The sequence below is a fragment of the Erwinia sp. V90_4 genome (genome assembly GCF_029967685.1).
GTDB classification, from domain to species: Bacteria; Pseudomonadota; Gammaproteobacteria; order Enterobacterales; family Enterobacteriaceae; genus Erwinia; species Erwinia aphidicola.
This window is the reverse complement of sequence record NZ_JASCAQ010000034.1, coordinates 105661-128222: the sequence shown is the minus strand read 5'-3', so window position 1 is coordinate 128222 and position 22562 is coordinate 105661. Positions and strand designations below refer to the sequence as shown.

21 protein-coding genes and 1 pseudogene are annotated in these 22562 nt (G+C 57.9%); 11 read left to right on the top strand and 11 right to left on the bottom strand.

Annotated features, from left to right (window positions below; translation table 11 throughout):
- Positions 1-53: 53 nt before the first annotated feature.
- Together QLG07_RS04280 and ychF are read right to left on the bottom strand one after the other, a co-directional pair.
- A pseudogene (locus tag QLG07_RS04280) lies at positions 54-269 on the bottom strand (integrase); the annotation flags it as partial.
- Between the two features lie 100 nt (positions 270-369).
- Positions 370-1461 (bottom strand): redox-regulated ATPase YchF, encoded by a 1092-nt coding sequence (ychF, locus tag QLG07_RS04275; protein WP_048916269.1) that lies wholly within the window; start codon positions 1459-1461, stop codon positions 370-372.
- Between the two features lie 354 nt (positions 1462-1815).
- Here ychF and QLG07_RS04270 point away from each other — a divergent pair, with 354 nt between their 5' ends.
- Together QLG07_RS04270 and QLG07_RS04265 are read left to right on the top strand one after the other, a co-directional pair.
- A complete protein-coding gene (locus QLG07_RS04270) occupies positions 1816-3297 on the top strand; it encodes a SulP family inorganic anion transporter (RefSeq protein WP_282468555.1) in 1482 nt (493 codons plus the stop codon).
- A gap of 137 nt (positions 3298-3434) precedes the next feature.
- Positions 3435-4118, top strand: coding sequence for an EAL domain-containing protein (locus tag QLG07_RS04265; protein ID WP_099754013.1), 684 nt, complete (start codon positions 3435-3437; stop codon positions 4116-4118).
- Between the two features lie 418 nt (positions 4119-4536).
- Here the strand turns inward: QLG07_RS04265 and pth are convergent, their stop codons facing one another.
- Positions 4537-5124 (bottom strand): aminoacyl-tRNA hydrolase, encoded by a 588-nt coding sequence (gene pth, locus QLG07_RS04260; protein WP_099754012.1) that lies wholly within the window; start codon positions 5122-5124, stop codon positions 4537-4539.
- 274 nt (positions 5125-5398) lie between these two features.
- Here pth and ychH point away from each other — a divergent pair, with 274 nt between their 5' ends.
- Positions 5399-5686, top strand: coding sequence for a stress-induced protein YchH (gene ychH / locus QLG07_RS04255; protein WP_048916265.1), 288 nt, complete (start codon positions 5399-5401; stop codon positions 5684-5686).
- A 73-nt stretch (positions 5687-5759) separates the two neighbouring features.
- Here ychH and QLG07_RS04250 read toward each other — a convergent pair whose 3' ends face one another.
- Positions 5760-7211, bottom strand: coding sequence for an MFS transporter (locus QLG07_RS04250; RefSeq protein WP_282468554.1), 1452 nt, complete (start codon positions 7209-7211; stop codon positions 5760-5762).
- Positions 7212-7321: 110 nt separating this feature from the next.
- On the opposite strand from QLG07_RS04250, the gene QLG07_RS04245 reads away from it, so the two are divergent.
- Positions 7322-8212, top strand: a complete 891-nt coding sequence (locus tag QLG07_RS04245) for a LysR family transcriptional regulator (RefSeq protein ID WP_187498882.1) — start codon at positions 7322-7324, stop codon at positions 8210-8212.
- A gap of 114 nt (positions 8213-8326) precedes the next feature.
- On the opposite strand, the gene prs is transcribed toward QLG07_RS04245, so the two are convergent.
- The 3 genes from prs to lolB form a co-directional block, all read right to left on the bottom strand.
- Positions 8327-9274 (bottom strand): ribose-phosphate diphosphokinase, encoded by a 948-nt coding sequence (gene prs / locus QLG07_RS04240; protein ID WP_013201847.1) that lies wholly within the window; start codon positions 9272-9274, stop codon positions 8327-8329.
- 258 nt (positions 9275-9532) lie between these two features.
- A complete protein-coding gene (ispE, locus tag QLG07_RS04235; RefSeq protein WP_282468553.1) occupies positions 9533-10396 on the bottom strand; it encodes a 4-(cytidine 5'-diphospho)-2-C-methyl-D-erythritol kinase in 864 nt (287 codons plus the stop codon).
- On the bottom strand, positions 10393-11019 hold the full coding sequence (lolB, locus tag QLG07_RS04230; RefSeq protein WP_048916262.1) for a lipoprotein insertase outer membrane protein LolB: 627 nt from the start codon (positions 11017-11019) through the stop codon (positions 10393-10395). The genes ispE and lolB overlap by 4 nt, the downstream gene beginning before the upstream one ends.
- A gap of 227 nt (positions 11020-11246) precedes the next feature.
- Between lolB and hemA the strand changes: the two genes are divergently transcribed.
- The 7 genes from hemA (at position 11247) to QLG07_RS04195 (ending at position 17082) form a co-directional block, all read left to right on the top strand.
- Complete coding sequence (gene hemA, locus QLG07_RS04225; RefSeq protein WP_282468552.1) at positions 11247-12503, top strand: glutamyl-tRNA reductase; 1257 nt, start codon at positions 11247-11249, stop codon at positions 12501-12503.
- Positions 12504-12540: 37 nt separating this feature from the next.
- Positions 12541-13623, top strand: coding sequence for a peptide chain release factor 1 (gene prfA, locus QLG07_RS04220; RefSeq protein ID WP_048916260.1), 1083 nt, complete (start codon positions 12541-12543; stop codon positions 13621-13623).
- Positions 13623-14459, top strand: coding sequence for a peptide chain release factor N(5)-glutamine methyltransferase (prmC, locus tag QLG07_RS04215; RefSeq protein WP_187497637.1), 837 nt, complete (start codon positions 13623-13625; stop codon positions 14457-14459). The genes prfA and prmC overlap by 1 nt, the downstream gene beginning before the upstream one ends.
- A gap of 9 nt (positions 14460-14468) precedes the next feature.
- Positions 14469-14867: a SirB2 family protein gene (locus tag QLG07_RS04210; RefSeq protein WP_282468551.1), complete on the top strand. Its 399-nt coding sequence runs from the start codon at positions 14469-14471 to the stop codon at positions 14865-14867.
- Positions 14864-15673, top strand: coding sequence for an invasion regulator SirB1 (gene sirB1, locus QLG07_RS04205; RefSeq protein ID WP_048916257.1), 810 nt, complete (start codon positions 14864-14866; stop codon positions 15671-15673). The genes QLG07_RS04210 and sirB1 overlap by 4 nt, the downstream gene beginning before the upstream one ends.
- A 28-nt stretch (positions 15674-15701) precedes the next feature.
- Positions 15702-16556 carry a 3-deoxy-8-phosphooctulonate synthase gene (gene kdsA, locus QLG07_RS04200; RefSeq protein WP_048916256.1) on the top strand — a complete coding sequence of 285 codons (855 nt, stop codon included), beginning with the start codon at positions 15702-15704 and terminating at the stop codon, positions 16554-16556.
- A 112-nt stretch (positions 16557-16668) separates the two neighbouring features.
- Positions 16669-17082 carry an META domain-containing protein gene (locus tag QLG07_RS04195; RefSeq protein ID WP_282468550.1) on the top strand — a complete coding sequence of 138 codons (414 nt, stop codon included), beginning with the start codon at positions 16669-16671 and terminating at the stop codon, positions 17080-17082.
- Positions 17083-17267: 185 nt separating this feature from the next.
- Here QLG07_RS04195 and chaA read toward each other — a convergent pair whose 3' ends face one another.
- The 4 genes from chaA to QLG07_RS04175 form a co-directional block, all read right to left on the bottom strand.
- Positions 17268-18359 carry a sodium-potassium/proton antiporter ChaA gene (gene chaA / locus QLG07_RS04190; protein ID WP_048916254.1) on the bottom strand — a complete coding sequence of 364 codons (1092 nt, stop codon included), beginning with the start codon at positions 18357-18359 and terminating at the stop codon, positions 17268-17270.
- A gap of 346 nt (positions 18360-18705) precedes the next feature.
- Positions 18706-19722, bottom strand: coding sequence for a LacI family DNA-binding transcriptional regulator (locus QLG07_RS04185; protein ID WP_099754006.1), 1017 nt, complete (start codon positions 19720-19722; stop codon positions 18706-18708).
- Positions 19723-19750: 28 nt separating this feature from the next.
- Positions 19751-21160, bottom strand: a complete 1410-nt coding sequence (locus QLG07_RS04180; protein WP_282468549.1) for a sucrose-6-phosphate hydrolase — start codon at positions 21158-21160, stop codon at positions 19751-19753.
- On the bottom strand, positions 21157-22530 hold the full coding sequence (locus tag QLG07_RS04175) for a sucrose-specific PTS transporter subunit IIBC (RefSeq protein ID WP_282468548.1): 1374 nt from the start codon (positions 22528-22530) through the stop codon (positions 21157-21159). Before QLG07_RS04175 ends, QLG07_RS04180 begins: the two co-directional genes overlap by 4 nt.
- Positions 22531-22562: the final 32 nt, after the last annotated feature.

Sequence of the window (22562 nt, the reverse complement as noted above, 5' to 3'; positions counted from 1 at the left end):
GACCTGGAGCACCTGCGTTTCCTGATGCCAGAGTCCGGTCTTACTGCGTTACCAGTCGGTGCGCCGCGTTTAGCCGTTTCATGAAGAATTTTAAGAATGTGGTACGGGGTGATTTCCGTGATAGGAAGTTTACCGATGGCGGGGAAAACCACACGCTCCAGCATATCCAGTCGCCGCGTTTTGGTGATTTCGGCCCAGTCGTTCATCTGCAAACACTGTGTGGCGACGGGCTTAAAGAGGTGAGAAGTGTCACTGGCCTTGCGGATTTTTCTAACTGGCGAGCTAAAAAAAATCCACGCAGCTGCGTGGATTTATCGCGTTTCAAATCGTAGGAGATTCAATCAAACCTCATAAGACGACAGCAGCGTTTTAGACGTTGAACAGGAAGTTCATCACATCGCCATCTTTCACGATGTAGTCTTTCCCTTCTGAACGCATCTTACCGGCTTCTTTCGCGCCTTGTTCACCCTTGCAGGCAATGTAGTCATCGAAAGCAATGGTCTGAGCGCGGATAAAGCCTTTCTCGAAGTCGGTGTGGATCTTACCTGCGGCCTGCGGTGCGGTCGCACCAACCGGGATAGTCCATGCACGCACTTCCTTCACGCCAGCGGTGAAGTAGGTCTGCAGGTTGAGCAGGGAGTAACCGGCGCGGATGACGCGGTTCAGGCCCGGCTCTTCAATGCCCAGCTCGGCCATAAACTCTTCGCGGTCGCCATCTTCCAGCTCGGCAATATCAGACTCAACGGCAGCGCACACCGGCACCACAACGGAACCCTCTTTCTCGGCAATCGCACGCACGATATCGAGGTACGGGTTATTTTCAAAACCGTCTTCGTTAACGTTGGCGATATACATGGTTGGCTTCAGCGTCAGGAAGCTCAGGTAGCGGACCGCCGCTTTGTCTTCATCCGTCAGGTCCAGCGCGCGCAGCATGCCGGCTTTTTCCAGATGCGGCAGGCATTTTTCCAGCGCCGCCTGTTCAGCTTTGGCGTCTTTATCGCCGCCCTTGGCTTTCTTCTGCACGCGCTGCAGGGCACGTTCACAGGTATCGAGGTCAGAAAGCGCCAGCTCGGTATTGATGGTTTCAATATCGTCAGCCGGGTCAACTTTATTATTTACGTGGATAATGTTGTCGTTCTCAAAGCAGCGCACCACGTGGCCGATAGCCTCGGTTTCACGAATATTGGTCAGGAACTGGTTGCCCAGGCCTTCACCTTTAGAGGCGCCTTTTACCAGGCCAGCGATATCAACGAATTCCATGGTGGTCGGCAGAATACGCTGTGGCTTAACGATAGCAGCCAGCTGATCAAGACGTGAATCAGGCATTGGCACCACGCCAGTATTCGGCTCAATGGTACAGAACGGGAAGTTAGCTGCTTCGATGCCCGCTTTGGTTAACGCATTGAACAGGGTGGATTTCCCGACGTTTGGCAGGCCCACAATACCGCATTTGAATCCCATGTTTGAATCACCTTAATTTCTTGATAATCAACGCACTTTTACATGCCCTGATAGTGTCACAGACGGTTGTCTTAAAAGTTTCCGCGCATTATACACGTAATTTTAGCCTGGAGGCGGTTGATTTCTGAGGCGGAGGTTAAGTTATCTCTTGAGATCGTGCTCACATTTTCCCATACTGACGTGTCTTTACAGAACCTGGAGAACCCCGCAGATGCATCGCTTGCTGCTTACGCCACCTTAAGACCCTCCCGCCTGCGCAACGCCCGTTGCCGCCACTCGTCACTCTGACGAGCCAGCTGTGCCCGATTAATGCGGCACGGAAGAACCAACACGTTTAAATTAACTGGAAATTTTATGTTTAACCTGAGCAATTTCAGGGCGAGTGACGTCAAAAATGACGTGCTGGCCGGTGCCGTGGTGTCCGTTGCGCTGATCCCGGAAGCGACGGCTTTTTCTCTGCTGGCCGGGCTGTCGCCGACCATTGGTCTGCACACCGCCTTTATTCTCGGGCTGGTCACCGCCTTCTTCGGCGGCAAGCCGGGGATGATCTCCGGCGCGGCCGGGTCGATTATCGTGGTGCTGATTAGCCTGATTACCCAGCACGGCTACGAGTACGTGCTGCTGGCGACCATCCTCGCGGGGCTGATTCAGCTGGCGATTGGCGTGCTGCGGCTCGGTAAGTTTATCCGCCTGGTGCCGCAACCGGCGATTTACGGCTTCGTTAACGGGCTGGCGATTGTGATTATGCTGGCGCAGTTCCCGATGATTAAAGGGCAGGGGCCGGTGATGTATGCGCTGGTGGCGCTGGCGATGTTAATTGTCTGGCTGTTCCCGAAGCTGACCAAAGCGATCCCGGGTTCGCTGGCGGCGCTGATCGCCATCAGTGCGATTGCCATTGGTTTTGGCCTGGATACTAAACGCGTCGGCGACCTGGCGGATATCTCCGGCACGCTGCCGTCCTTCCATCTGCCGACCGCGCCGTTGAGCTGGGAAACGCTGAAGATCGTGCTGCCGTATGCGGTGGTGATTGCGCTGGTCGGGCTGATTGAATCGCTGCTGACGCTGGCGGTACTGGATGAGATGGGCAGTAAAAAGGGGGCGGGCAATCAGGAGTGCGTGGCGCAGGGTATTGGCAACACTCTCTGCGGCTTCTTAGGCAGCTTTGCCGGATGCGCGATGATCGGCCAGTCCATTATCAACTTCACCTCCGGCGGGCGCGGGCGCATCTCCAACCTGGTCGGGGCGCTGCTGCTGATCCTGTTTGTGATTAGCCTGTCGGATTATATCGCGCTGCTGCCGGTGGCGGCGCTGGCGGGCATTATGTTTGTGGTGTGCATCAACACCTTTGAGTGGAGTTCCATCAGGCGCCTGAAGCGCATGCCGAAAGCCGATGCGGTAATTATGATTGCGGTGACGCTGGTCACGATTTTCACCGACCTGGCGATGGCGGTGATCTGCGGCGTGATTATCTCGGCGCTGGTCTTCGCCTGGCAGCACGCCCGCATCACCATTATTGAGCAGAGCGAGAAAGAGGGGGAGAAAACCTACCGTCTGGAAGGGCCGCTGTTCTTTGGCTCCACCGCCAGTTTCCAGGAGCTGTTTAATCCGCAGCAGGATACCGATAGCGTGGTGATCGACTTTGCCCGCACCCGGGTGATGGACTCCAGCGGCGTGGAGGCGATCGACAAGCTGACGGCGCGCTATCTGGAAGCCGGTAAAAGCCTGCGCCTGCGCCATCTGAGCGAGGATTGCATCAGCCTGTTGCGTCAGGCAGGGCCATTCTGCAGCCATGAGCTGGATGACCCGGATTATAAAGTTGCTAGCAATGATGCATGAACCATAAAGCTACTGCTGGACCTGCCGATAATCTAGAAATCGTCGTTTTATAACGGCGCTTACAGTATTTACTTCTATAGTTTAACTGTACCACGATTTATTTCACTGGCAGGATGCCCGTTAACTGACCCGGCGGCATGAAAAACGATTTTTTTTGTACTCCTGTACATACCCTTAGCGGTGAGATGATCGCCATCGACCTGAGCTACCGTCCGCATTCTGCTGCGGTCGGTGGCCCGCTGGATGCTGTGCGGCAGCCACCATTGCCTGAGGATCGGCTACTGCATCAGCTGCTGATCGTTGAAGAGTACGCCGATTACTTTCGCCAGCACGGCCTGCTGTGCAGCGTGGCCATCGACTTTCAGCTGGCGCGCGCCGTCACGCAGTCGTCGTTTATCCAGCAAATCCTCAGCCATCTGCCCTTTGTGCGCCTGAAACTGTCGGAAGATTTCCCCAATCTGCACGACGGCATGGACAATCCGCTGCTGCGTACCCTGATTGAACAGCTGAATATCTTATGGCTGGACGATCTTGGTGCCGGCGATGCCAATTTGCATGCGCTACAGTCAAACATGTTTGAAGCGGTGAAGCTCGACCGCCAGTTCTATCTGGAAAATGTCAATAAGCCGTTCTTTTCGGTGCTGATCAACCATATCCGTCAGTATACCAATCGGGTGATCGTGGAGGGTGTGGCCGGAGACGGTCAGCTGGAGACGCTGCGCAACAGTAAAATCTGGGGCGTGCAGGGCTATTTTGCACAGCAGCTGACGCTGGATAGCCTGGAGTGTGGCGACGACGGGAAGCGGTGCGAGAAGGGGTAATCCCCTGAAGGATCCCCACAAAAATTGATTTGAATAGTGTTGCGGGATGACAGTTGCCCGGTTTCAGGAGGGAGGGCTGCTTTCCGCACCGGCATGAATACATCCCTGTAGCCTGGCTCACGGCCATCCCTGGCCGTGGGCCTGCTGCAATCAGCCCTCCCTCCTTGCACCCAAAGCTTCAGCGTCGCGGTTTAAAAGCCACAGCGAGCACGATGCGAATGGGGGATGAGCTTGGCCTGAGGTAAGCCGGACGTCACGCGGCAGGGATGCCGCGTGCCGAGGCCCGCAGGGAGCGTCTTTTGCCGTTCCGGCGTGCTCAGGCTGAGCTCAGACCGATTCGCGGACGTTTAGCGAGGGAAGTGATTTCTGGGGATACCTCAGGAGTATTCCCCGCTGCGGCCACAGCGGGTGCGCAGGCTTAGCCCGCTTTGTAGCTGTGCAGACGATTCATGGCTTTCAGGCGGTCTTCTTTCAACCACACTTCCGTGCAGCGCGCCGCTTCATCGACCGCATCATCAATCAACTTCTGCTCTGCCGACTGCGGCTTGCCCAGTACAAAACCGACCACCTTGTTGCGGTCGCCCGGGTGACCAATGCCGATGCGCAGGCGGTGGAAGTTCAGGTTGTTACCCAGCTTGCTGATAATATCTTTCAGGCCGTTATGACCGCCGTGGCCGCCGCCCTGCTTAAACTTTGCCACGCCGGGCGGCAGGTCCAGCTCGTCATGGGCAACCAGGATCTCTTCCGGGGCAATGCGGTAGAACGTCGCCATCGCCGCCACGGCTTTGCCGCTGAGATTCATAAAGGTGGTTGGCACCAGCAAGCGTACATCCTCACCCCCGATGTTTAACCGGGCAGTGTAGCCGTAGAACTTGCTCTCTTCCTTTAATGACTGATTGTGGCGTTCAGCCAGCAAATCAACGTACCAGGCTCCGGCATTATGGCGCGTGGCGGCGTATTCAGCGCCGGGATTGGCCAGGCCAACAATCAGTTTGATGCTACTCACGTGTGGTGTTTCCTGAAGCGTACGGGGGAAAGCGGCTAGTTTACGCAAGCCGTTGCGAGAACTCAAAGATCTGCGTAAAAAGGTGAGCCATGTCACGATAGTTGACAAGCGTGATAATACATTTTCTATATAAAAACAGGCCGTTAGACGTAAAGTTTTGTCAAAGCATAAGCAATAAATGTGATCGCCAACTCATCAGAGCAGCTGTTGATTGCCTACACTAAGCGCATCTGGCAATGGAATTTGCCTTTTCAATACTGTCCGGAGGTGCGCAATGAAACGTAAACATTCACATGTGATGGGTAATGCCCTGATGGTACTCGGTTTAGTGGTGATGGTCGGCGGCGTGGGTTATTCAGTTCTCAACCAGCTGCCTCAGCTCAATCTGCCTGAGTATATGGTGCATGGGGCGATTTTCAGCATCTTTATCGGTGCGTTGCTGTGGCTGGTGGGGGCCAGAGTGAGCGGGCGGGAAAAAATCGCCGACCGCTATTACTGGGTGCGCCACTGCGGCGACAAACGCTGCCGCCACGGCAGCAGCCAGCACAACAGCCAGTCTTAAATTTCCGCGCTGCTATTACCCTCTTAGCGCAATCAACGCCCGCCAGCCGGGCGTTACTGTTTGCTCCGCTTGCTCACTTCCTGTCCGGCGTCACCAGGCAGCGCCAGATGGCTGCCGCGCACAGCAGCGTCATCGCCATCAGTACCAGTAATAACTGCTGAAAAGCCTGTTCCGCCAGCCCCAACAGTCGTGAATCCACCAGATGATAGCTCGCCAGCTGCCCGGCGAGCGCTGCCGGTTGGTTATGCGCCGTGAGCTGCCAGCTGAGCAGCTGGCTGAACAGGCTGGCAACGCTTGCCAGCGCGACACCTTCTCCCGCCACGCGCACGGTGCTGAAAATGCCGGTCGCCATGCCGGCACGCTGCGGCGGCACCACGCTGACCGACAAATTATCCATCAGCCCCCAGGGCAGCCCGGTGCCGCAGCCCACCATCGCCATCGCCAGCAGCGTGATGGGCAGCGAAGCGGTGGGAGAAAACTGGCTCAGCAGGCCAATTCCTGCGGCGGCCAGCAGCAGGCCCGCCGCGCTGACGGCACCGGGATGGAAACGGCGCGTCAGCGCCACCGCCAGAGAGGGGACAATCAGCATCGGCAGCGACAGCGCCAGCATCAGCAGCCCGGTGGTCAGCGCGCTGTAGCCGTAGAATCCCATAAAACGCAGCGGCAGCAGCACCAGCAGCACCACAAAGCAGTAGCAGGTGGCTACCGGCAGCAGCTGTACCCCGACAAAACGGCCGTAGCGAAACAGGCTGAGATCGAGCATCGGCCCGGCGCTGCGCCGTTCGATCCACACAAACAGCCCGCCCGCCAGCAGGGAAGCCAGCAGCAGCGCAACCGACAGGCGGTCGCCGCCGCTGTCCGCCAGCTGCAGCATGCCCCAGGTAAACAGCGACAGGGTGGTACTGAAGCTGATAACCCCCGGCCAGTCGAGCGCGCCGGCATCCGGGGTGCGCGACTCCGGCAGCGTCAGCCCGCCGGCAATCAGAGCCACTATGCCAAACAGGGCGCAGCAGAGAAAAACGCTGTGCCAGCCGGCAATCTGCATCAGCATCCCGGCGATCACCGGTCCGGCGGCAAGGCCAACGCCAAAGCTGGTGCCGAGCAGGCTGAAGGCGCGGGCGCGCCGTTGCCCCTCAAAGGCATTGGCCAGCGCGGCGGCGCCCCCGGCCAGTGCCGCGGCGGCGGCGGCACCCTGAAGGGCGCGCACCACGTCCAGCCACACCACCGAAGGCACCCAGGCGGTGAAAAATGACAGCAGGGTAAAGGCGCTGACGCCGCTGATAAACAGCCGCTTGCGGCCAAAACGGTCCGCCAGCGTGCCTGCGGCCATCAGCAGGCTGCCGAAACTGAGCAGAAAGGCATTGGTAATCCAGCTCAGGGCCAGTGCAGACCCTCCGGGATGCTGGGCAATCGCTGGGGTGGCAATCACCCCGGCGGAGAAGCTGAGCGGTAACATCAGGGCGGCGCTGCAGACGGCAAAAACACTCCAGCGGCTGCCTGGTGCCGTGAGGATCAGGGAACTCATTGTGGACTCTCCGCTTTCAACAGGAAAGAAAGCAGGATAAATTGGCGTCACGCCACGATAAACAGGCCATCAGGCCGCAGATAAAGGACAAAAAGTCGCGAATGAGCAGCGTGGAGAGTTTAAGCGGGCTGAGCGCGTTTGTGAAAGCCGCGCAGCTGGGAAGCTTTGTCGCCGCCGCCGAAAGGCTGGGGGTTTCGGCCTCTGCTATCGGCAAAAGCGTGGCGCGGCTGGAAGCCAGCCTCGGCGTCAGCCTGTTTAACCGCAGCACGCGCAGCCTGAGCCTGACTGAAGAGGGCGCGCTGTTCTTTGAACGCAGCCAACGCATAGTGATGGAGCTGGAAGAGGCGCAACAGGAGCTTTCCCGCCTGATGGCGGCCCCGCGCGGGCGGCTGCGCCTGAGCTTTCCGGCCATTGGCTACCGCCTGCTGCTGCCGCTGCTGCCGGGGTTCACCGCCCGCTATCCCGAAATTGAACTGGACCTCGATTTCAATGACCGCCTGGTGGACGTGATTGGTGAGGGCTATGATGCGGTGCTGCGCAGCGGCGAGTTTGCCGATTCGCGCCTCAAGGCGCGGCGGCTGGGCGGCTTTCAGTTTCGTCTGGTTGGCTCCGCGGGTTATTTTCAGCAGCACGGCACGCCGCAGAAGGTAGCGGAGCTGAGCCAGCATGCCTGCCTGCTGTACCGTTTTTCCGGCAGCGGTCAGCTGCAGCCGTGGCAGTTTAACGGCGTCGATCCCCAGGCGCTATCGCTTAATGGCCCGCTGGTGTTTAACAATCTGGAGGCGCAGATATCCGCCACGCGACGCGGTTTAGGGCTGATTTACGTCCCGGATTTTGCGGTGCAGGAGTATCTGGAGAGCGGCGAGCTGCAGAGCGTGCTGGAGGGGGAGATCGGCCATGGCGGGCAGTTTTCTCTTTTGTGGCCGGGCAATCGCCACCTGCTGCCCAAGCTGCGAGTACTGATTGACTACCTGGCGGAACATATTGCGCTGCGCAAATAAAAAGGGACAGATGAGCCTCTGTCCCTTTTTGTTCCGGTTGACCGCAAAAGAAGGTCAACCCCTACAGTAGGGGCCGACCGCTTTTCTGGTCGGCCCATCCGTAGCACACCGGAATTAATGCTCAAACATCGCAGAGATAGACTCTTCGTTGCTGATACGGCGGATTGCTTCGGCCAGCATGCCTGACAGGGTCAGGGTACGGACGTTTGGCAGCGCTTTAATCTCTTCCGGCAGTGGAATGGTGTCGCACACAACCACTTCATCAATCACCGAGTTACGCAGGTTTTCGACCGCGTTACCGGAGAAGATAGGGTGGGTTGCGTAGGCGAACACGCGCTTCGCACCGCGCTCTTTCAGCGCTTCCGCTGCTTTACACAGGGTGCCACCGGTATCGATCATATCATCGACCAACACGCAGTCACGGCCAGCCACATCACCGATGATATGCATCACCTGTGAGACGTTGGCGCGTGGGCGACGTTTATCGATGATGGCCATATCGGTGTCATTCAGCAGTTTGGCGATAGCGCGGGCGCGAACCACACCGCCGATGTCCGGGGAAACCACAATCGGGTTTTCCAGGCCAATCTGCAGCATATCTTCAAGCAGGATCGGGCTACCAAATACGTTATCAACCGGGACGTCAAAGAAGCCCTGAATCTGTTCAGCATGCAGATCCACAGTCAGAACGCGGTCAACGCCAACGCTGGAGAGGAAATCGGCGACAACTTTGGCAGTGATTGGCACACGGGCGGAACGCACGCGGCGGTCCTGACGTGCATAACCAAAGTAAGGGATCACCGCGGTAATACGACCAGCGGAAGCACGACGCAGGGCGTCAACCATCACAACCAGTTCCATCAGGTTGTCGTTGGTTGGGGCACAGGTGGACTGGATGATGAAAATATCACCACCGCGTACATTTTCGTTAATTTGTACGCTCACTTCACCATCACTGAAACGACCGACGGCGGCGTCGCCCAGGCTGGTGTAAAGGCGGTTGGCAATACGTTGTGCTAGTTCCGGGGTGGCGTTACCAGCAAAAAGCTTCATATCAGGCACGAGAAGAACCTCAGGCTTTGCGTCCAGAGAATGAAATACCATAAGCCGCACTGGGCGGTATACGACTTATGCTTTCATACGGGTGTTTTAACCCTACATTCTTGACGCCGTAGCGGCGTTGGCTGCGCGTCATCGCCCCGATCACTTACCTGGGTAAGCTCCCGGGAACTCAAACACTGGCCGCCTTGCTACAACGCCAATTATTTGGGTTAAATAAGAGCAGTCGTGCAGCGTCTGGAACAGAGTGACACTGTCACATCAACTCAATTGCCCTGAAAGTCTGCGGTGTAGCGGCGAGATATTAACACCTCGCGCAACAAACCCCTGCAGATTTTTCGGGGCCAGCTCAAGCACCTGGCGGGCGGCGGACTCGGTGTCGAATTCTGCAAACACACAAGCACCCGTTCCAGTCAGGCGCGACGGCGCGTATTCTAGCAGCCAGGAAACAAGCTGTTCAACCTCGCGAAAACGATTTCTTACGACAGGTTCACAATCATTATGGAATTCGGTGCTTAATAACTGGCTGATTTCCCTTGCTGGCGTGTCGCGGGTCAGCTCCGGATCGTTGAAAACGAGCGGGGTGGCAATGCTCACCCCAGGGTGCATCACCAGATACCACTTCTCCGCCGGGTTAACCGGGGTCAGCTGCTCACCCACACCTTCGGCAAAGGCAGCGAAGCCGTGAACAAACACCGGCACGTCGGCGCCAAGCTGAAGGCCAAGCTCTGCCAGCTGCCCCAGGCTCAGCCCGGTTTGCCAAAGGTGGTTAAGCGCCACCAGCACCGTGGCGGCGTTTGAGGAACCGCCGCCCAGTCCGCCACCCATCGGTAGGCGCTTCTCAATGGCAATTTTCGCCCCGGCAGCATCGGGCAGGGAGCCGAGAGCGGCCGCCCGCTCGCGCAGCAGCGCTGCGGCGCGCGCAATCAGGTTCTGCGCATCCGGCACGCCCGCCACCGGCGTCAGCAGCGTAATCTCGCCGCTGTCGTCCACTTCAATCGTCAGCGTGTCGCCGTAATCGAGAAACTGAAACAGCGTTTGTAGATTATGGTAGCCGTCGGCGCGGCGGCCAGTGATGTAGAGAAATAAATTCAGCTTTGCCGGGGCAGGCCAGGTTGTGATCATTTTACCGTCCAGCTGTCCATCTTCAGTTTGATGCGCTGGCTGCCTTCACGCAGTTCGAGATTGGATGGCAGCTGTGGGTTGAGCTTGCTGTCATAACCCTGGTAGGTCACGTGCCACTGCTTGCCGTCCTGGCTGTAGTTCAGTTCGCGCAGGCGGTACTGGTCGTCAAGCTGATAATCGGTGGCGTCGCCCGGCAGGCCGACCATCCACTGACGCAGGTTATCCAGCGGAATGCTCATACCGGTCAGCTGGGAGATCATCTTCGCGGCATCATTACTGACGTAGCGCTTGCCCTTATTATCAACAATTTGTGCGGTCTGGCCCTGCTGGTCCAGCTGCAGCTCGGTGCTGCCGAGCGGATTGGTTAACAGCAGGCGATAGCGGTCTGGTGCGGTCTGCTGCCAGTTAAAGCGCGCATACACTTTTTGCCGATCGGAGAGGTAGGCGAACGCGCCACGAGTCTGATACTGGGTGATCTTTTCCACCGACTGCTGATGCTCACGCCACTGCGGCGTATCGGCGCTCTTGCCCGGCCCCTGTGGCTTGGTGGGCGTAACGCAGGCGGTTAACAGCAGGCTGGCAAGGGGGATAAGCCGCAGCAGGCGGCGGTTTGGCGATAGCATAATCAGGTCAGCTCCTCAGACGGGGGTTCGGGCATACTTGCCGCAATCAACCGCTCACGCTAACCAGCTAACCGGGCCGCGTCAATGCTCAAATTGTCTCATTTGACCTGTTGTCGGTATAACTTGTTACAGGGATAGGTGAACCATCACTTTTATTGATCTCGCTCATCTTGTAGAATGCGCCTCACAAAACCCTGACAACTGTGGGATTAACCCAACCTCGCACCATGACGTTACTGGCACTCGGCATCAATCACAAAACGGCACCTGTGGCTCTGCGCGAACGCGTTACGTTCTCGCCGGACACGCTGGATCAGGCGCTTAACAGCCTGCTGGCACAGCCGCTGGTTCAGGGCGGCGTTGTGCTGTCTACCTGTAACCGTACCGAGTTGTACCTGAGCGTTGAGCAGCAGGAAAATCTGCAGGAGCAGCTGGTGTCGTGGCTGTGTGATTACCATCATCTGTGCGTTGAAGAGGTGCGTAAAAGCCTCTACTGGCATCAGGGTGACGAAGCGGTCAGCCATCTGATGCGCGTTGCCAGCGGCCTGGATTCGCTGGTGCTCGGTGAACCGCAGATTTTAGGCCAGGTGAAAAAAGCCTTTGCCGACTCCCAGCGCGGCCATTCGCTCTCCAGCGAACTGGAGCGCATGTTCCAGAAAACCTTCTCCGTCGCCAAACGCGTGCGCACCGAAACTGAAATCGGTGCCAGTGCAGTATCGGTCGCGTTTGCCGCCTGTACCCTGGCGCGCCAGATCTTCGAGTCGCTGTCGACCGTTACCGTGCTGATGGTCGGAGCGGGCGAGACTATCGAGCTGGCCGCGCGCCATCTGCATCAGCACAAGGTGAAGAAGTTGATCATCGCTAACCGTACCCGCGAGCGTGCGCAGTTGCTGGCGGATGAAGTCGGGGCTGAGGTGATAGGCCTGGCGGAGATCGATTCACGCCTGGCAGAAGCCGACATTATCATCAGTTCTACCGCCAGCCCGCTGCCGATCATCGGCAAAGGGATGGTGGAGCGTGCGCTGAAGCAGCGCCGCAACCAGCCGATGCTGCTGGTGGATATTGCCGTACCGCGTGACGTGGAGCCGGAAGTGGGCAAGCTGCCGAACGCCTATCTGTACAGCGTGGATGACCTGCAGGCGATTATTGAAAGCAATATGGCCCAGCGCCAGGCGGCTGCGGTGCAGGCTGAAACCATCGTGGTACAGGAAAGCAGCGAGTTTATGTCCTGGCTGCGCGCGCAGAGCGCCGTTGAAACCATCCGCGACTACCGTTCGCAGGCAGATCAGGTCAGGGAAGAGTTGCAGGCGCGGGCGCTTGCCGCACTGCAGCAGGGTGCAGACCCCGAAGCGGTGATGCGTGACCTGGCCCACAAACTGACCAACCGTCTGATCCACGCTCCAACCAAATCTCTTCAGCAGGCCGCCCGCGATGGCGATGGCGAACGCCTGCAAATTTTACGCGACAGCCTCGGGCTGGAATAGCGTTTAAACCTCTATTTTACAAGGTAAAACTACACGAATGAAGCCTTCTATTGTTGCCAAGCTGGAAGCCTTGCAGGAGCGCCACGAAGAAGTTGAGGCGATGCTGGGCGATGCTGGTGTGATTGCCGATCAGGAGCGTTTCCGCGCTTTATCCCGCGAATACGCCCAGCTGACCGACGTCAGTCAGTGCTTCCGTCAGTGGCAGCAAACCCAGGAAGACATTGAAACCGCCGAAATGATGCTGGATGACGCTGAAATGCGTGAGATGGCACAGGAAGAGCTAAAAGAGGCGCGTGCCGCCAGCGAAGCGCTGGAGCAGCAGCTGCAGGTGCTGCTGCTGCCGAAAGACCCGGATGATGAGCGTAACTGTTATCTGGAAATTCGTGCCGGAACCGGCGGTGACGAAGCGGCGATCTTTGCCGGCGATCTGTTCCGCATGTACAGCCGCTACGCTGAATCGCGCCGCTGGCGTGTCGAAGTGATGAGCGCCAACGAAGGTGAGCACGGCGGCTACAAAGAGGTGATTGCCAAAGTGATTGGCGAGGGTGCCTACGGGCGCCTGAAGTTTGAATCCGGCGGTCACCGCGTGCAGCGCGTACCGGAAACCGAATCTCAGGGGCGTATCCACACCTCAGCCTGTACCGTGGCGGTGCTGCCGGAAGTGCCGGAAGCGGAGCTGCCGGAGATTAATCCGTCCGACCTGAAAATTGATACCTTCCGTTCATCGGGGGCGGGTGGCCAGCACGTTAACACCACCGACTCGGCGATCCGTATTACCCACCTGCCAACCGGCATCGTGGTGGAGTGCCAGGACGAACGTTCCCAGCATAAAAACAAAGCCAAGGCGCTCGGCGTGCTCGGGTCCCGTATTCGCGCCGCCGAAATGGCGCGCCGGCAGGAGCAAGAGTCCTCGACCCGTCGCAACCTGCTCGGCAGCGGCGACCGTTCGGACCGTAACCGCACCTATAACTTCCCGCAGGGCCGCGTCACCGATCACCGTATCAACCTGACGATTTACCGTCTGGATGAAGCGATGGAAGGCAAGCTGGACGCGCTGATTGAGCCGATTGTGCAGGAATACCAGGCCGATCAGCTGGCTGCACTTGCCGGGAACGAGTAGTGCAAATCCGTGTCTGGCTGCGAGCGGCGATAGCCCGTCTCAGCAGCAGCGAAAGCCCGAAACGCGACGCGGAGATCCTGCTGGCATGGGTTAGCGGCAAATCCCGCGCCTGGCTGATCGCTTTTGACGATGCGCAGCTGGACGACAGCCAGCTGGCCGCGCTGGAGAGTCTGCTGGCGCGCCGCGCCGCCGGGGAACCGGTGGCGTACCTGATCGGTGAACGTGAGTTCTGGTCGCTGCCGCTCAGCGTGTCGCCCGACACCCTGATCCCGCGCCCGGACAGTGAAGTGCTGGTTGAGCAAGCGCTAAGCCGGCTTCCTGCCGACCCGTGCGCCATTCTTGACCTCGGCACCGGTACCGGAGCGATTGCGCTGGCGCTGGCCAGTGAACGCGCTGACTGCCAGGTGACGGGCGTGGACCGCATTGCGGCGGCGGTGGCGCTGGCAACGCACAACGGGGCGAAACTTAATCTGCCTAACGCCCGCTTCCTGCAAAGCGACTGGTTTTCGGCGCTGAATGCTCAGCGTTTCCAGCTGATCGTGAGTAACCCCCCCTATATCGATGTCGCCGACCACCATCTGTCGCAGGGCGATGTGCGCTTCGAGCCCGCCAGCGCGCTGGTGGCAAGCGACCATGGCCTGGCCGATATCAAAATTATTGCCTCTTCGGCTGCGAATTATCTGGCGGATAACGGCTGGCTGCTGCTGGAACATGGCTGGCAGCAGGGTGAAGCGGTGCGGCAAATCCTGCGCGAAAACAGCTTCTGTCAGGTGGAAACCTGTCAGGATTATGGCGGCAACGACCGCGTGACGCTCGGGCAGATAACGCATAATTAAGGAACTTTTATGGCCGCATGGTACCTTCCACTTAAAAATTTTCATCTGTTAACCGTAGCGATAACGGCAGTGATGTTTCTGCTGCGCTTTTACTGGTTGCAGACCGGTTCAGCTATGCTGCAGCGGCGCTGGGTGCGTATTGTGCCGCATCTTAACGACACGCTTTTGCTGCTTTCTGGCGTGCTGCTGGTGATGATGACCCATTTTTACCCGTTTACACCGCAGGGCAATTGGCTGACTGAGAAGCTGTTTGGCGTTATCATCTATATCGCGCTGGGCGCTATTGCCCTGGGACGACGTCCGCGCGCGCAAAAAGTACGCTGGATAGCGTTCATTGTGGCGTTAATCGCCCTTGTGGCCATCGTTCAGTTAGCCACCACTAAAATGCCATTGCTGGGGTTTGTATGACGTCCATCGCTGATTTTGATTTTACCGCAGCGCCGCTGAGTGAGGCGGTGATTGCTGCGTCGCTGGCGATCCGCAGCGACTTTCCGGCTGAAGACGTCAGAAAGCAGTTGTCGGCACTGGTTGCCGAAGCACGCGCAGAGATCCCGCCCGAGCTGGCCGCTGACTTACAGGTCGAGCAGCTGATAACGCTGTTCTGGGGCCGCTGGGGCTTTGGTGGCGCGAGCGGCGTTTATCGCCTGTCGGATACTCTGTGGCTGGATAATGTATTACGTACCCGCCAGGGCACCGCGGTGTCGCTGGGGGTGATATTTCTGCATATTGCAGGCAAGCTCGATCTGCCGCTGTTCCCGGTGATCTTCCCGACGCAGCTGATCCTGCGCGCCGAGTGGATCGATCAGGATATGTGGTTGATCAACCCGTTTGATGGCGAAACCCTGGATGAGCACACGCTGGAAGTGTGGCTGAAGGGCAACATCGGGCCGATTGCCGAACTGTATGATGACGATTTACAGGAAGCCGAACCGCTGGCGGTCCTGCGCAAAATGCTCGATACGCTGAAATCATCGCTGATGGATGAGAAGCAGATGGAAATGGCGCTGCACGTCAGCCAGGTGCTGGTGCAGATGGATCCGGAAGACCCGTATGAGATCCGCGACCGCGGGCTGATTTTCGCCCAGCTGGAGTGTGGACACGTGGCGTTGCACGATCTGGCCTACTTTGTTGAGCAGTGCCCGGAAGATCCGGTCAGCGAAATGATTAAGGTTCAGATCCACTCTATCGAGCAAAAACAGATTACCCTTCACTAAACGCAGTGAACTTTATAAAGGCGAAGACATGAATCAGAAAGTGGTAAGCATTGGCGACATTAAAGTCGCAAACGACCTGCCGTTCGTGCTGTTTGGCGGGATGAACGTGCTGGAATCGCGCGATCTGGCGATGCGTATCTGTGAGCATTACGTCACCGTAACCCAGAAGCTGGGTATTCCCTACGTGTTCAAAGCCTCGTTTGATAAAGCCAACCGCTCATCTATCCACTCTTACCGTGGCCCGGGCCTCGAAGAGGGGATGAAAATCTTCCAGGAAATTAAGCAGGCGTTCGGCGTGAAAATCATCACCGACGTGCACGAAGCCAGCCAGGCGCAGACCGTGGCTGACGTGGTTGACGTGATCCAGCTGCCGGCTTTCCTTGCGCGCCAGACCGATCTGGTGGAAGCGATGGCGAAAACCGGTGCGGTAATCAACGTCAAGAAGCCGCAGTTTGTCAGCCCTGGCCAGATGGGTAACATCGTGGATAAGTTCGCTGAAGGCGGCAACGATAAAGTGATCCTGTGCGATCGCGGTGCCAACTTCGGTTACGACAACCTGGTGGTCGACATGCTGGGCTTCAACGTGATGAAGCAGGTATCGAACAACAGCCCGGTGATCTTCGACGTGACGCACGCGCTGCAGTGCCGTGACCCGATGGGCGCCGCATCCAGCGGTCGTCGCGCTCAGGTTTCTGAACTGGCGCGTGCCGGTATGGCCGTTGGCATTGCCGGCCTGTTTATCGAAGCGCACCCGGACCCGGCGAACGCCAAGTGCGATGGCCCGTCCGCGCTGCCGCTGGACAAGCTGGAGCCGTTCCTGAAGCAGATGAAAGCGATTGATGACCTGGTGAAGAGCTTCCCCGAGCTCGATACCAGCAACTAAACTTCCTTTCTCCTGCGGGCCAGATATTCTGGCCCGCTCTTTTTCCGCGCCCTGCGCCGTTAATACCGGCTTACTCAGTTGTTAACATGGATTGCCAATTTAAGGAGTCATAATGAAAAAAGTCACTTTACTGTTACTGGGTGCTGTCGCGCTGAGCGGCTGCAGCCACAGCAACACCAGCCCGACGGATGCCAGCCAGCTGGCGAATCGTCAGTTTGTGCTCAGCGCGGTAGATGGTCAGACGGTCGTGCCGTATGAGGGCATCAGGCCGGGGATCGGTTTTAGTGAAGGGCTGAAGGTGAGCGGGGTGATGTGCAACCGTTTCTTCGGCCAGGGCAAAGTTGAGCAGGGACGGCTGAGCGTGCCGCAGCTGGCCTCCACGCGCATGCTGTGCAGCAATGCCGATCTGAACAAGTGGGAGCAGACGCTAACGCAGATGTTGATGAATGGCGCTGAGGTGAAGGTGGATGAGCAGTCGCTGACGCTGACCGGCAGCGGGCACGTTTTGCAGTATCAGGCACAATAAAATAAAAGGGCTGACCCGAAAAATGGTCAGCCCTCTTACTTGTAGGGGGCGACCATTTTTTCCGGTCGCCCCGTGCCGATGATTAGCACTAATCGTGATGAAGGCCATTTTTTCCGGTCGCCCCGTGCCGATGATTAGCACCCATCGTGATGAAGGCTATTTTTTCCGGTCGCCCCGTGCCGATTTTACAACATCACCGTCATCAGATAAGCGATAAACAGTGCCAGATGCGCCGCGCCGTTCAGCACATTGGTACGCCCGGTAGAGAACGAAATCTGGCACAGCAGCAGGGCGGAAATCATCACCACCATCTGCGGCGGCTCCAGCCCGAAGATCAGCTGCTGCCCGGTCAGCGTGGCGATAATCGTCACCGCCGGAACCGTCAGTGAGATGGTCGCCAGCACGGAGCCGAAGAACAGGTTCATCGCGCGCTGTACCTGATTGGCCAGCACCGCTTTAATCGCGCCCAACCCTTCAGGCGACAGGATCAACAGTGCCACCAGGAAGCCGGTAAACTGCTCCGGTGCGTTGAGCTCGGTCAGCAGTGACTCCAGCGTATTGGCATTCATCTTGGTCACGGCAATCACCGCCACCAGATGCACAATCAGCCATAGGGTGTGCCTGAGGCTGGAGTGCGCCGAGGGCTTACCGTGATGCGGATCGTCACCGTCATCTTCGTGCTCATAGACAAACAGACTCTGGTGCGTTTTGGTCTGGATCAGCAGGAACACGCCGTACATCGCCGCAGAAATGGCCGAAACCAGCAGCGCCTGACCAATGGTAAAGTTGCCGCCGGGCAGGGCATTCGGCAGCACCAGCACGATCATCCCCAGCGGGAAAATCGCAATCAGATACTGTTTAACCCCCGCCAGATTGACATACTGGGTGGCAAACTTGTTGCCGCCGAGCAGCAGCGCAAAGCCCACCAGGCCGCAGGTAACAATCATAATGATCGAATAGAGCGTGTCGCGCATCAGCGCGGGCGCGGCGTCGCCGGTGGCCATCAGCGCGGAGATCAGGCTGACTTCAAGGATCACCACGGAGAGGCTGAGGATCAGGGAACCATAGGGCTCGCCCAGGCGGTGGGCTAATACGTCGGCATGACGTACCACGCTAAAGGCGCTGCTGAGGATGGCGATCAGCGCAATCAGGTTGATGCCAATGACCAGAGGAAATGATGCGGTGTTGCCCCAAAACCATAAAATGGTCAGTGCGGCGATGGGAAAGATGAGGGAATACTCGGTGTGACGGGTTTTACTGCTCTCGTGCGCACTCATAGGCAAACGCTCCTTAACCTTATCCTGTTGGCCTGAAATCGGCAAACCACACCGCAGGCCCATTAAACATAGTCTGACAATATGAAAGACAAGTGGCGAAAGTGTAACCTTTTTTCGCCGCTTTTGGCAGAAATTTACGCTATTTTACGGGGTTTTATGAATAATGGGCTATAACAGCTATTTATTGTACTTATGTAGCTATCTTAATGAAAAACTGGGGTCTTTATTGTCCAGAAGTAATTAATTAAGCCATAACGGACGGAAAATGATGGCGCTATGATGCAAAAACGCAGGCTGCAGATAAAAAGTCTGGGGAGTGGCTCTATTTTACAGCCATCCCCAAGGGCTACTTGGCTGTCGCACGGCGCCAGATTAACCGTGCGGGTAACCAGCGCTGAGTCTCTTCCGGTATCTGCTCATCGATAAGTCGGGTGACCATCTCGAAGCAGTTCCATGCCAGCAGGCGTTCATCCTGCTCAACGGTATCAATGCGCACGCAGAGCGCGTCATACAGATAGTGGTCGTCAAAGCTGCACAGGTGCATCGGCGTATTCAGCAGGCCGTGCTGGCTGAGGTAACGCAGGACACCTTCCTGCAGGCCACAGGCGGCGCAAAACAGCGCCTGCGGCACCCGCCCAAGCCGTGCGTAGAGCTCGGCAAACATTTCATAGCCGGAGCTGGCGTGATAGTGACCGTGCATGATCCACTGCGGATTTAGCGTTAACCCGGCACGCTCCAGCCCGAGACGGTAGCCCGCCAGACGATCGCGCGTCGGTGAAATTCGCGGCTGTCCGCCAAAGAAATAGAGTTCGTCATAGCCTTCGCGCGCCACGGCTTCGACCAGCGTGGCGGTGGGGCCGGTGGCATCGGTGATCACCAGAGGAAGGGTGGAGTCGCCAAGATGTCGGTCAAACAGCACCACGGGCAGCTGCTGATTAATCTTCTGATATTCAGCATCATTGAGCATGCTGGAAGCCACAATCAGCCCGTCAACCTGGCGCTGGATTAAATTATTCACCGCCAGCGTCTCCTGGCTGGCATTTTCCGCGGTGCAGGCGATAAGCAGCTGCAGGCCAGCATCGCGGCACAGCATTTCCAGTTCATGAGAGAAACGCGCAAAGCCGTGGTTGGTCATTTCTGGCACCACCAGCCCGAGGGTATGGCTGCGGCTGGAGTTTAATGCGCGGGCATGGATGCTTGGCTGGTAATGCTGCTGGCGGGCGATCTCCATCACCCGGCTGCGGGTTCCTTCCGCGACGCGCAGCTCCTTTCCCCGGCCATTAAGAACCAGGCTGGCAGTAGATTTGGACACGCCTGCCAGCCGGGCAATATCGTTAATCGTGATACGTTTGTTTTTATTCACAGTGGCTTAGGTGTGATGGCTCATCGCCTTATTCTATCACGCATTGCCGTAACCTCCAGTGATGCAGGGCGATCTGCGCGCCGCCGCTAAAATGCAGCCGCGGCTGCGGGCCGGGAAAGTAGCGAGCCGACATCACCGCTTCACCTTGGTTAATAAAGATCTCAACGCTGGAGCGGTCGCAAAGAATACGCAGACTGTGGACGCTGCCCAGCCACTGCCGCTGCTCCGCTTCACCGCTGCGCAGATTGTTGCGGTGCAGCCAGATGCCGCCTGGCTCAACCACCAGCTGCAGCGTATCGGCGAAGTTAGCCCTAAAGCTGCCGTTAAAGGTCAGTTCCAGCTCTGCGCTGTCGATCGCCAGCAGCGGAAGTTCGTCAGCGCGGGCGTTTAGCGTTACCTGCTGCTGGCGAAGCTGCTGCAGCTCGCGCGCTGGCTGCTGGTAAATGCGCTCAGATCGCAGCGTCAGTTCACGTGGGCAGGTCATGGTGTGCATCCAGCCGTAGGCTTTGGTCGGCTGGTAAAACTCATCCTCGTCGGGTATGCCCATCCAGCCGATCAGCAGGCGGCGTCCGTCGTCACTCAGGCAGGTTTGTGGGGCATAAAACTCAAAGCCCAGGTCCAGCTCATGAAACTCACCGTGGCTGAACTGATGATGGTCATAATCGAGCGTGCCGCAGAAATAGCCGCTCTGGAAGGTATTCAGATACCGCCCGTCTGCCGCCGGCAGCCCCTGCGGGCAGACCAGCAGTACGCTGTGCTCACCGAGTGTGAACAGGTCCGGGCACTCCCACATGTAGCCAAAATCACCAAGGCCGTTGAGCTGGCTACCGGCGATTTCACCCAGCAGCGTCCACTGATGCAGGTCCGGCGAGCGCAGCAGCAGTACCTTACCCTGTAGCTTGAGGTCCTGAGCGCCGAGAACCATGTACCACTGCTCAGCATGCTGCCAGACTTTTGGGTCGCGCACGTGGCCGGTATAACCGGCTGGCAAAGCAACTACCGGCCCCAGCTTGGTATAGTCACCCGCTGCATTACGGGTAGCGAGGCACTGCCAGGCCGTGCGCTGACCGTCGTCAAACTTTACGTTGCCGGTATAGATCAGGGTCAGTTCGCCCTGATTGTCCACCGCGCTGCCAGAATAGCAGCCGTGACTTTCATACTCTTCCGACGGCGCCAGCGCCAGGGGTTCATGGCGCCAGTTGACCAGGTCAGCCGAGCTCCACTGGCCCCAGAACTTGGCCCCGTGCGCGCAGGCGAGTGGGTTCCACTGGTAGCAGAGCACATAGCGCTGGTTGAACTGAATAAACCCGTTGGGGTCATTCATCAGCCCCACCGGTGGCGCAAGATGCCAGGCAGGGCGGTGAGGGTCTTCAGCGACGCCAGGCTGTCCGCGCAGGACAGCCAGCAGGGCCTGTTTTACCCGCTGGGCTTCACTCATGCTTTTGCCTCGAATTTAATTTTGAACAGCAGTGAGAGCACAAACGCAGTGCCAAATGCGATAGCCATACCAATAAGATAATTGAGCATCGAGCTGGCCTGCACAATCGCCAGGCCTGGCAGGGCCGTCAGGCCGACGGCGGTCATATTGACGTGCATCGTCACCACCCAGGCGCCACCGATTGCACCGCCCACCAGCCCGGCGATAAAGGGTTTAATGTAGCGCAGATTTACGCCAAACAGAGCGGCTTCGGTGATCCCCAGCATGGCGGAAAACGCCGAGGGCAGCACCACGCTGCGCACCTTTACATCCCGGGTTTTGAACCAGACAGCCAGGCAGGCACCGCCCTGAGCAATATTGGCCATCGACCAGATTGGCAGCAGGAAGTTAACGCCAATTGCGGGGTTGCCCAACAGACCGGCTTCAACCGCGTGGAAACTGTGATGGATGCCGGTGATGACAATCACGGAATACAATCCGCCAAACAGCAGTCCGGCCAGCCAGCCGGCGTGGGCAATCAGCGTGCTGAGCACCAGCGAGATACCATCACCCAGTGCGCGTCCGGCCGGGCCGATAATCAACAGGGCGACGAAGCCAGAAATAATCACCGTCAGGAACGGGGTGAGGATAATATCCAGCGCGTCCGGGATCGCGCGCCGCAGGCGTTTCTCGCAGTGGCTCATAAACCATACCGCCAGCAGCACCGGGAACACCGTCCCCTGGTAGCCGATCATCGCAATCTCCAGACCGAAGAAATTCATGGTGTGGAAACCGCTGGCAACGCCCCATGCATTGGTCAGCGCCGGGTGGGTGAGAATGCCACCCAGCGTGGCGCCAAGGTAGGGATTGCCGCCAAATTCACGCGCTGCGGTAAAGCCGATCAGGATCGGCAGAATGATAAAGGCGGCAGAGCTGCACATATCCAGCATGATAAACAGCGCACTGCCGGAATTCACCCAGCCGTAGGTCTTGACCATGCCGAGCAGGCCCATCAGCAGGCCGGATGCCACGATAGCCGGAATGATCGGCACGAAGATATTCGACAGTACCCGTGCAATGCGCTGCAGCGGATTGAGCTTTTTAGCGGCGATATCGGCCGCTTCGCTTTTGCTCGATTCGCTAATTCCGGCTTCACGGACGAAGGCGGCATGCACTTTATTAACCAGGCCGCTGCCGAAGATAATTTGCATCTGCCCGGCATTGCGGAAGCAGCCTTTGACACCTTCCAGGGCTTCAATGTCCTCTTTCTGTACCTTACTGTCATCGACCATTACCAGACGCAGGCGTGTCGCGCAATGGGCTGCGCTGGCAATATTTTCCCGTCCGCCAAGCAGCGGCAGGAGCGCCCTGGCTGTTTTATCAATATCCATTCTTTCACCTTTTGCTTATCGTTTTTTATGTG

What these genes read in the sequence shown, in the direction of transcription:
- chaA (WP_048916254.1), bottom strand. Translation starts at nt 18,359, where the DNA reads ATGAGTGCGCACGAGAGCAGTAAAACCCGTCACACCGAGTATTCCCTC.
- QLG07_RS04195 (WP_282468550.1), top strand. Translation starts at nt 16,669, where the DNA reads ATGAAAAAAGTCACTTTACTGTTACTGGGTGCTGTCGCGCTGAGCGGC.
- QLG07_RS04270 (WP_282468555.1), top strand. Translation starts at nt 1,816, where the DNA reads ATGTTTAACCTGAGCAATTTCAGGGCGAGTGACGTCAAAAATGACGTG.
- QLG07_RS04265 (WP_099754013.1), top strand. Translation starts at nt 3,435, where the DNA reads ATGAAAAACGATTTTTTTTGTACTCCTGTACATACCCTTAGCGGTGAG.
- QLG07_RS04180 (WP_282468549.1), bottom strand. Translation starts at nt 21,160, where the DNA reads ATGAGTGAAGCCCAGCGGGTAAAACAGGCCCTGCTGGCTGTCCTGCGC.
- lolB (WP_048916262.1), bottom strand. Translation starts at nt 11,019, where the DNA reads ATGCTATCGCCAAACCGCCGCCTGCTGCGGCTTATCCCCCTTGCCAGC.
- hemA (WP_282468552.1), top strand. Translation starts at nt 11,247, where the DNA reads ATGACGTTACTGGCACTCGGCATCAATCACAAAACGGCACCTGTGGCT.
- ychH (WP_048916265.1), top strand. Translation starts at nt 5,399, where the DNA reads ATGAAACGTAAACATTCACATGTGATGGGTAATGCCCTGATGGTACTC.
- kdsA (WP_048916256.1), top strand. Translation starts at nt 15,702, where the DNA reads ATGAATCAGAAAGTGGTAAGCATTGGCGACATTAAAGTCGCAAACGAC.
- ychF (WP_048916269.1), bottom strand. Translation starts at nt 1,461, where the DNA reads ATGGGATTCAAATGCGGTATTGTGGGCCTGCCAAACGTCGGGAAATCC.
- QLG07_RS04175 (WP_282468548.1), bottom strand. Translation starts at nt 22,530, where the DNA reads ATGGATATTGATAAAACAGCCAGGGCGCTCCTGCCGCTGCTTGGCGGA.
- QLG07_RS04250 (WP_282468554.1), bottom strand. Translation starts at nt 7,211, where the DNA reads ATGAGTTCCCTGATCCTCACGGCACCAGGCAGCCGCTGGAGTGTTTTT.
- ispE (WP_282468553.1), bottom strand. Translation starts at nt 10,396, where the DNA reads ATGATCACAACCTGGCCTGCCCCGGCAAAGCTGAATTTATTTCTCTAC.
- prfA (WP_048916260.1), top strand. Translation starts at nt 12,541, where the DNA reads ATGAAGCCTTCTATTGTTGCCAAGCTGGAAGCCTTGCAGGAGCGCCAC.
- QLG07_RS04210 (WP_282468551.1), top strand. Translation starts at nt 14,469, where the DNA reads ATGGCCGCATGGTACCTTCCACTTAAAAATTTTCATCTGTTAACCGTA.
- sirB1 (WP_048916257.1), top strand. Translation starts at nt 14,864, where the DNA reads ATGACGTCCATCGCTGATTTTGATTTTACCGCAGCGCCGCTGAGTGAG.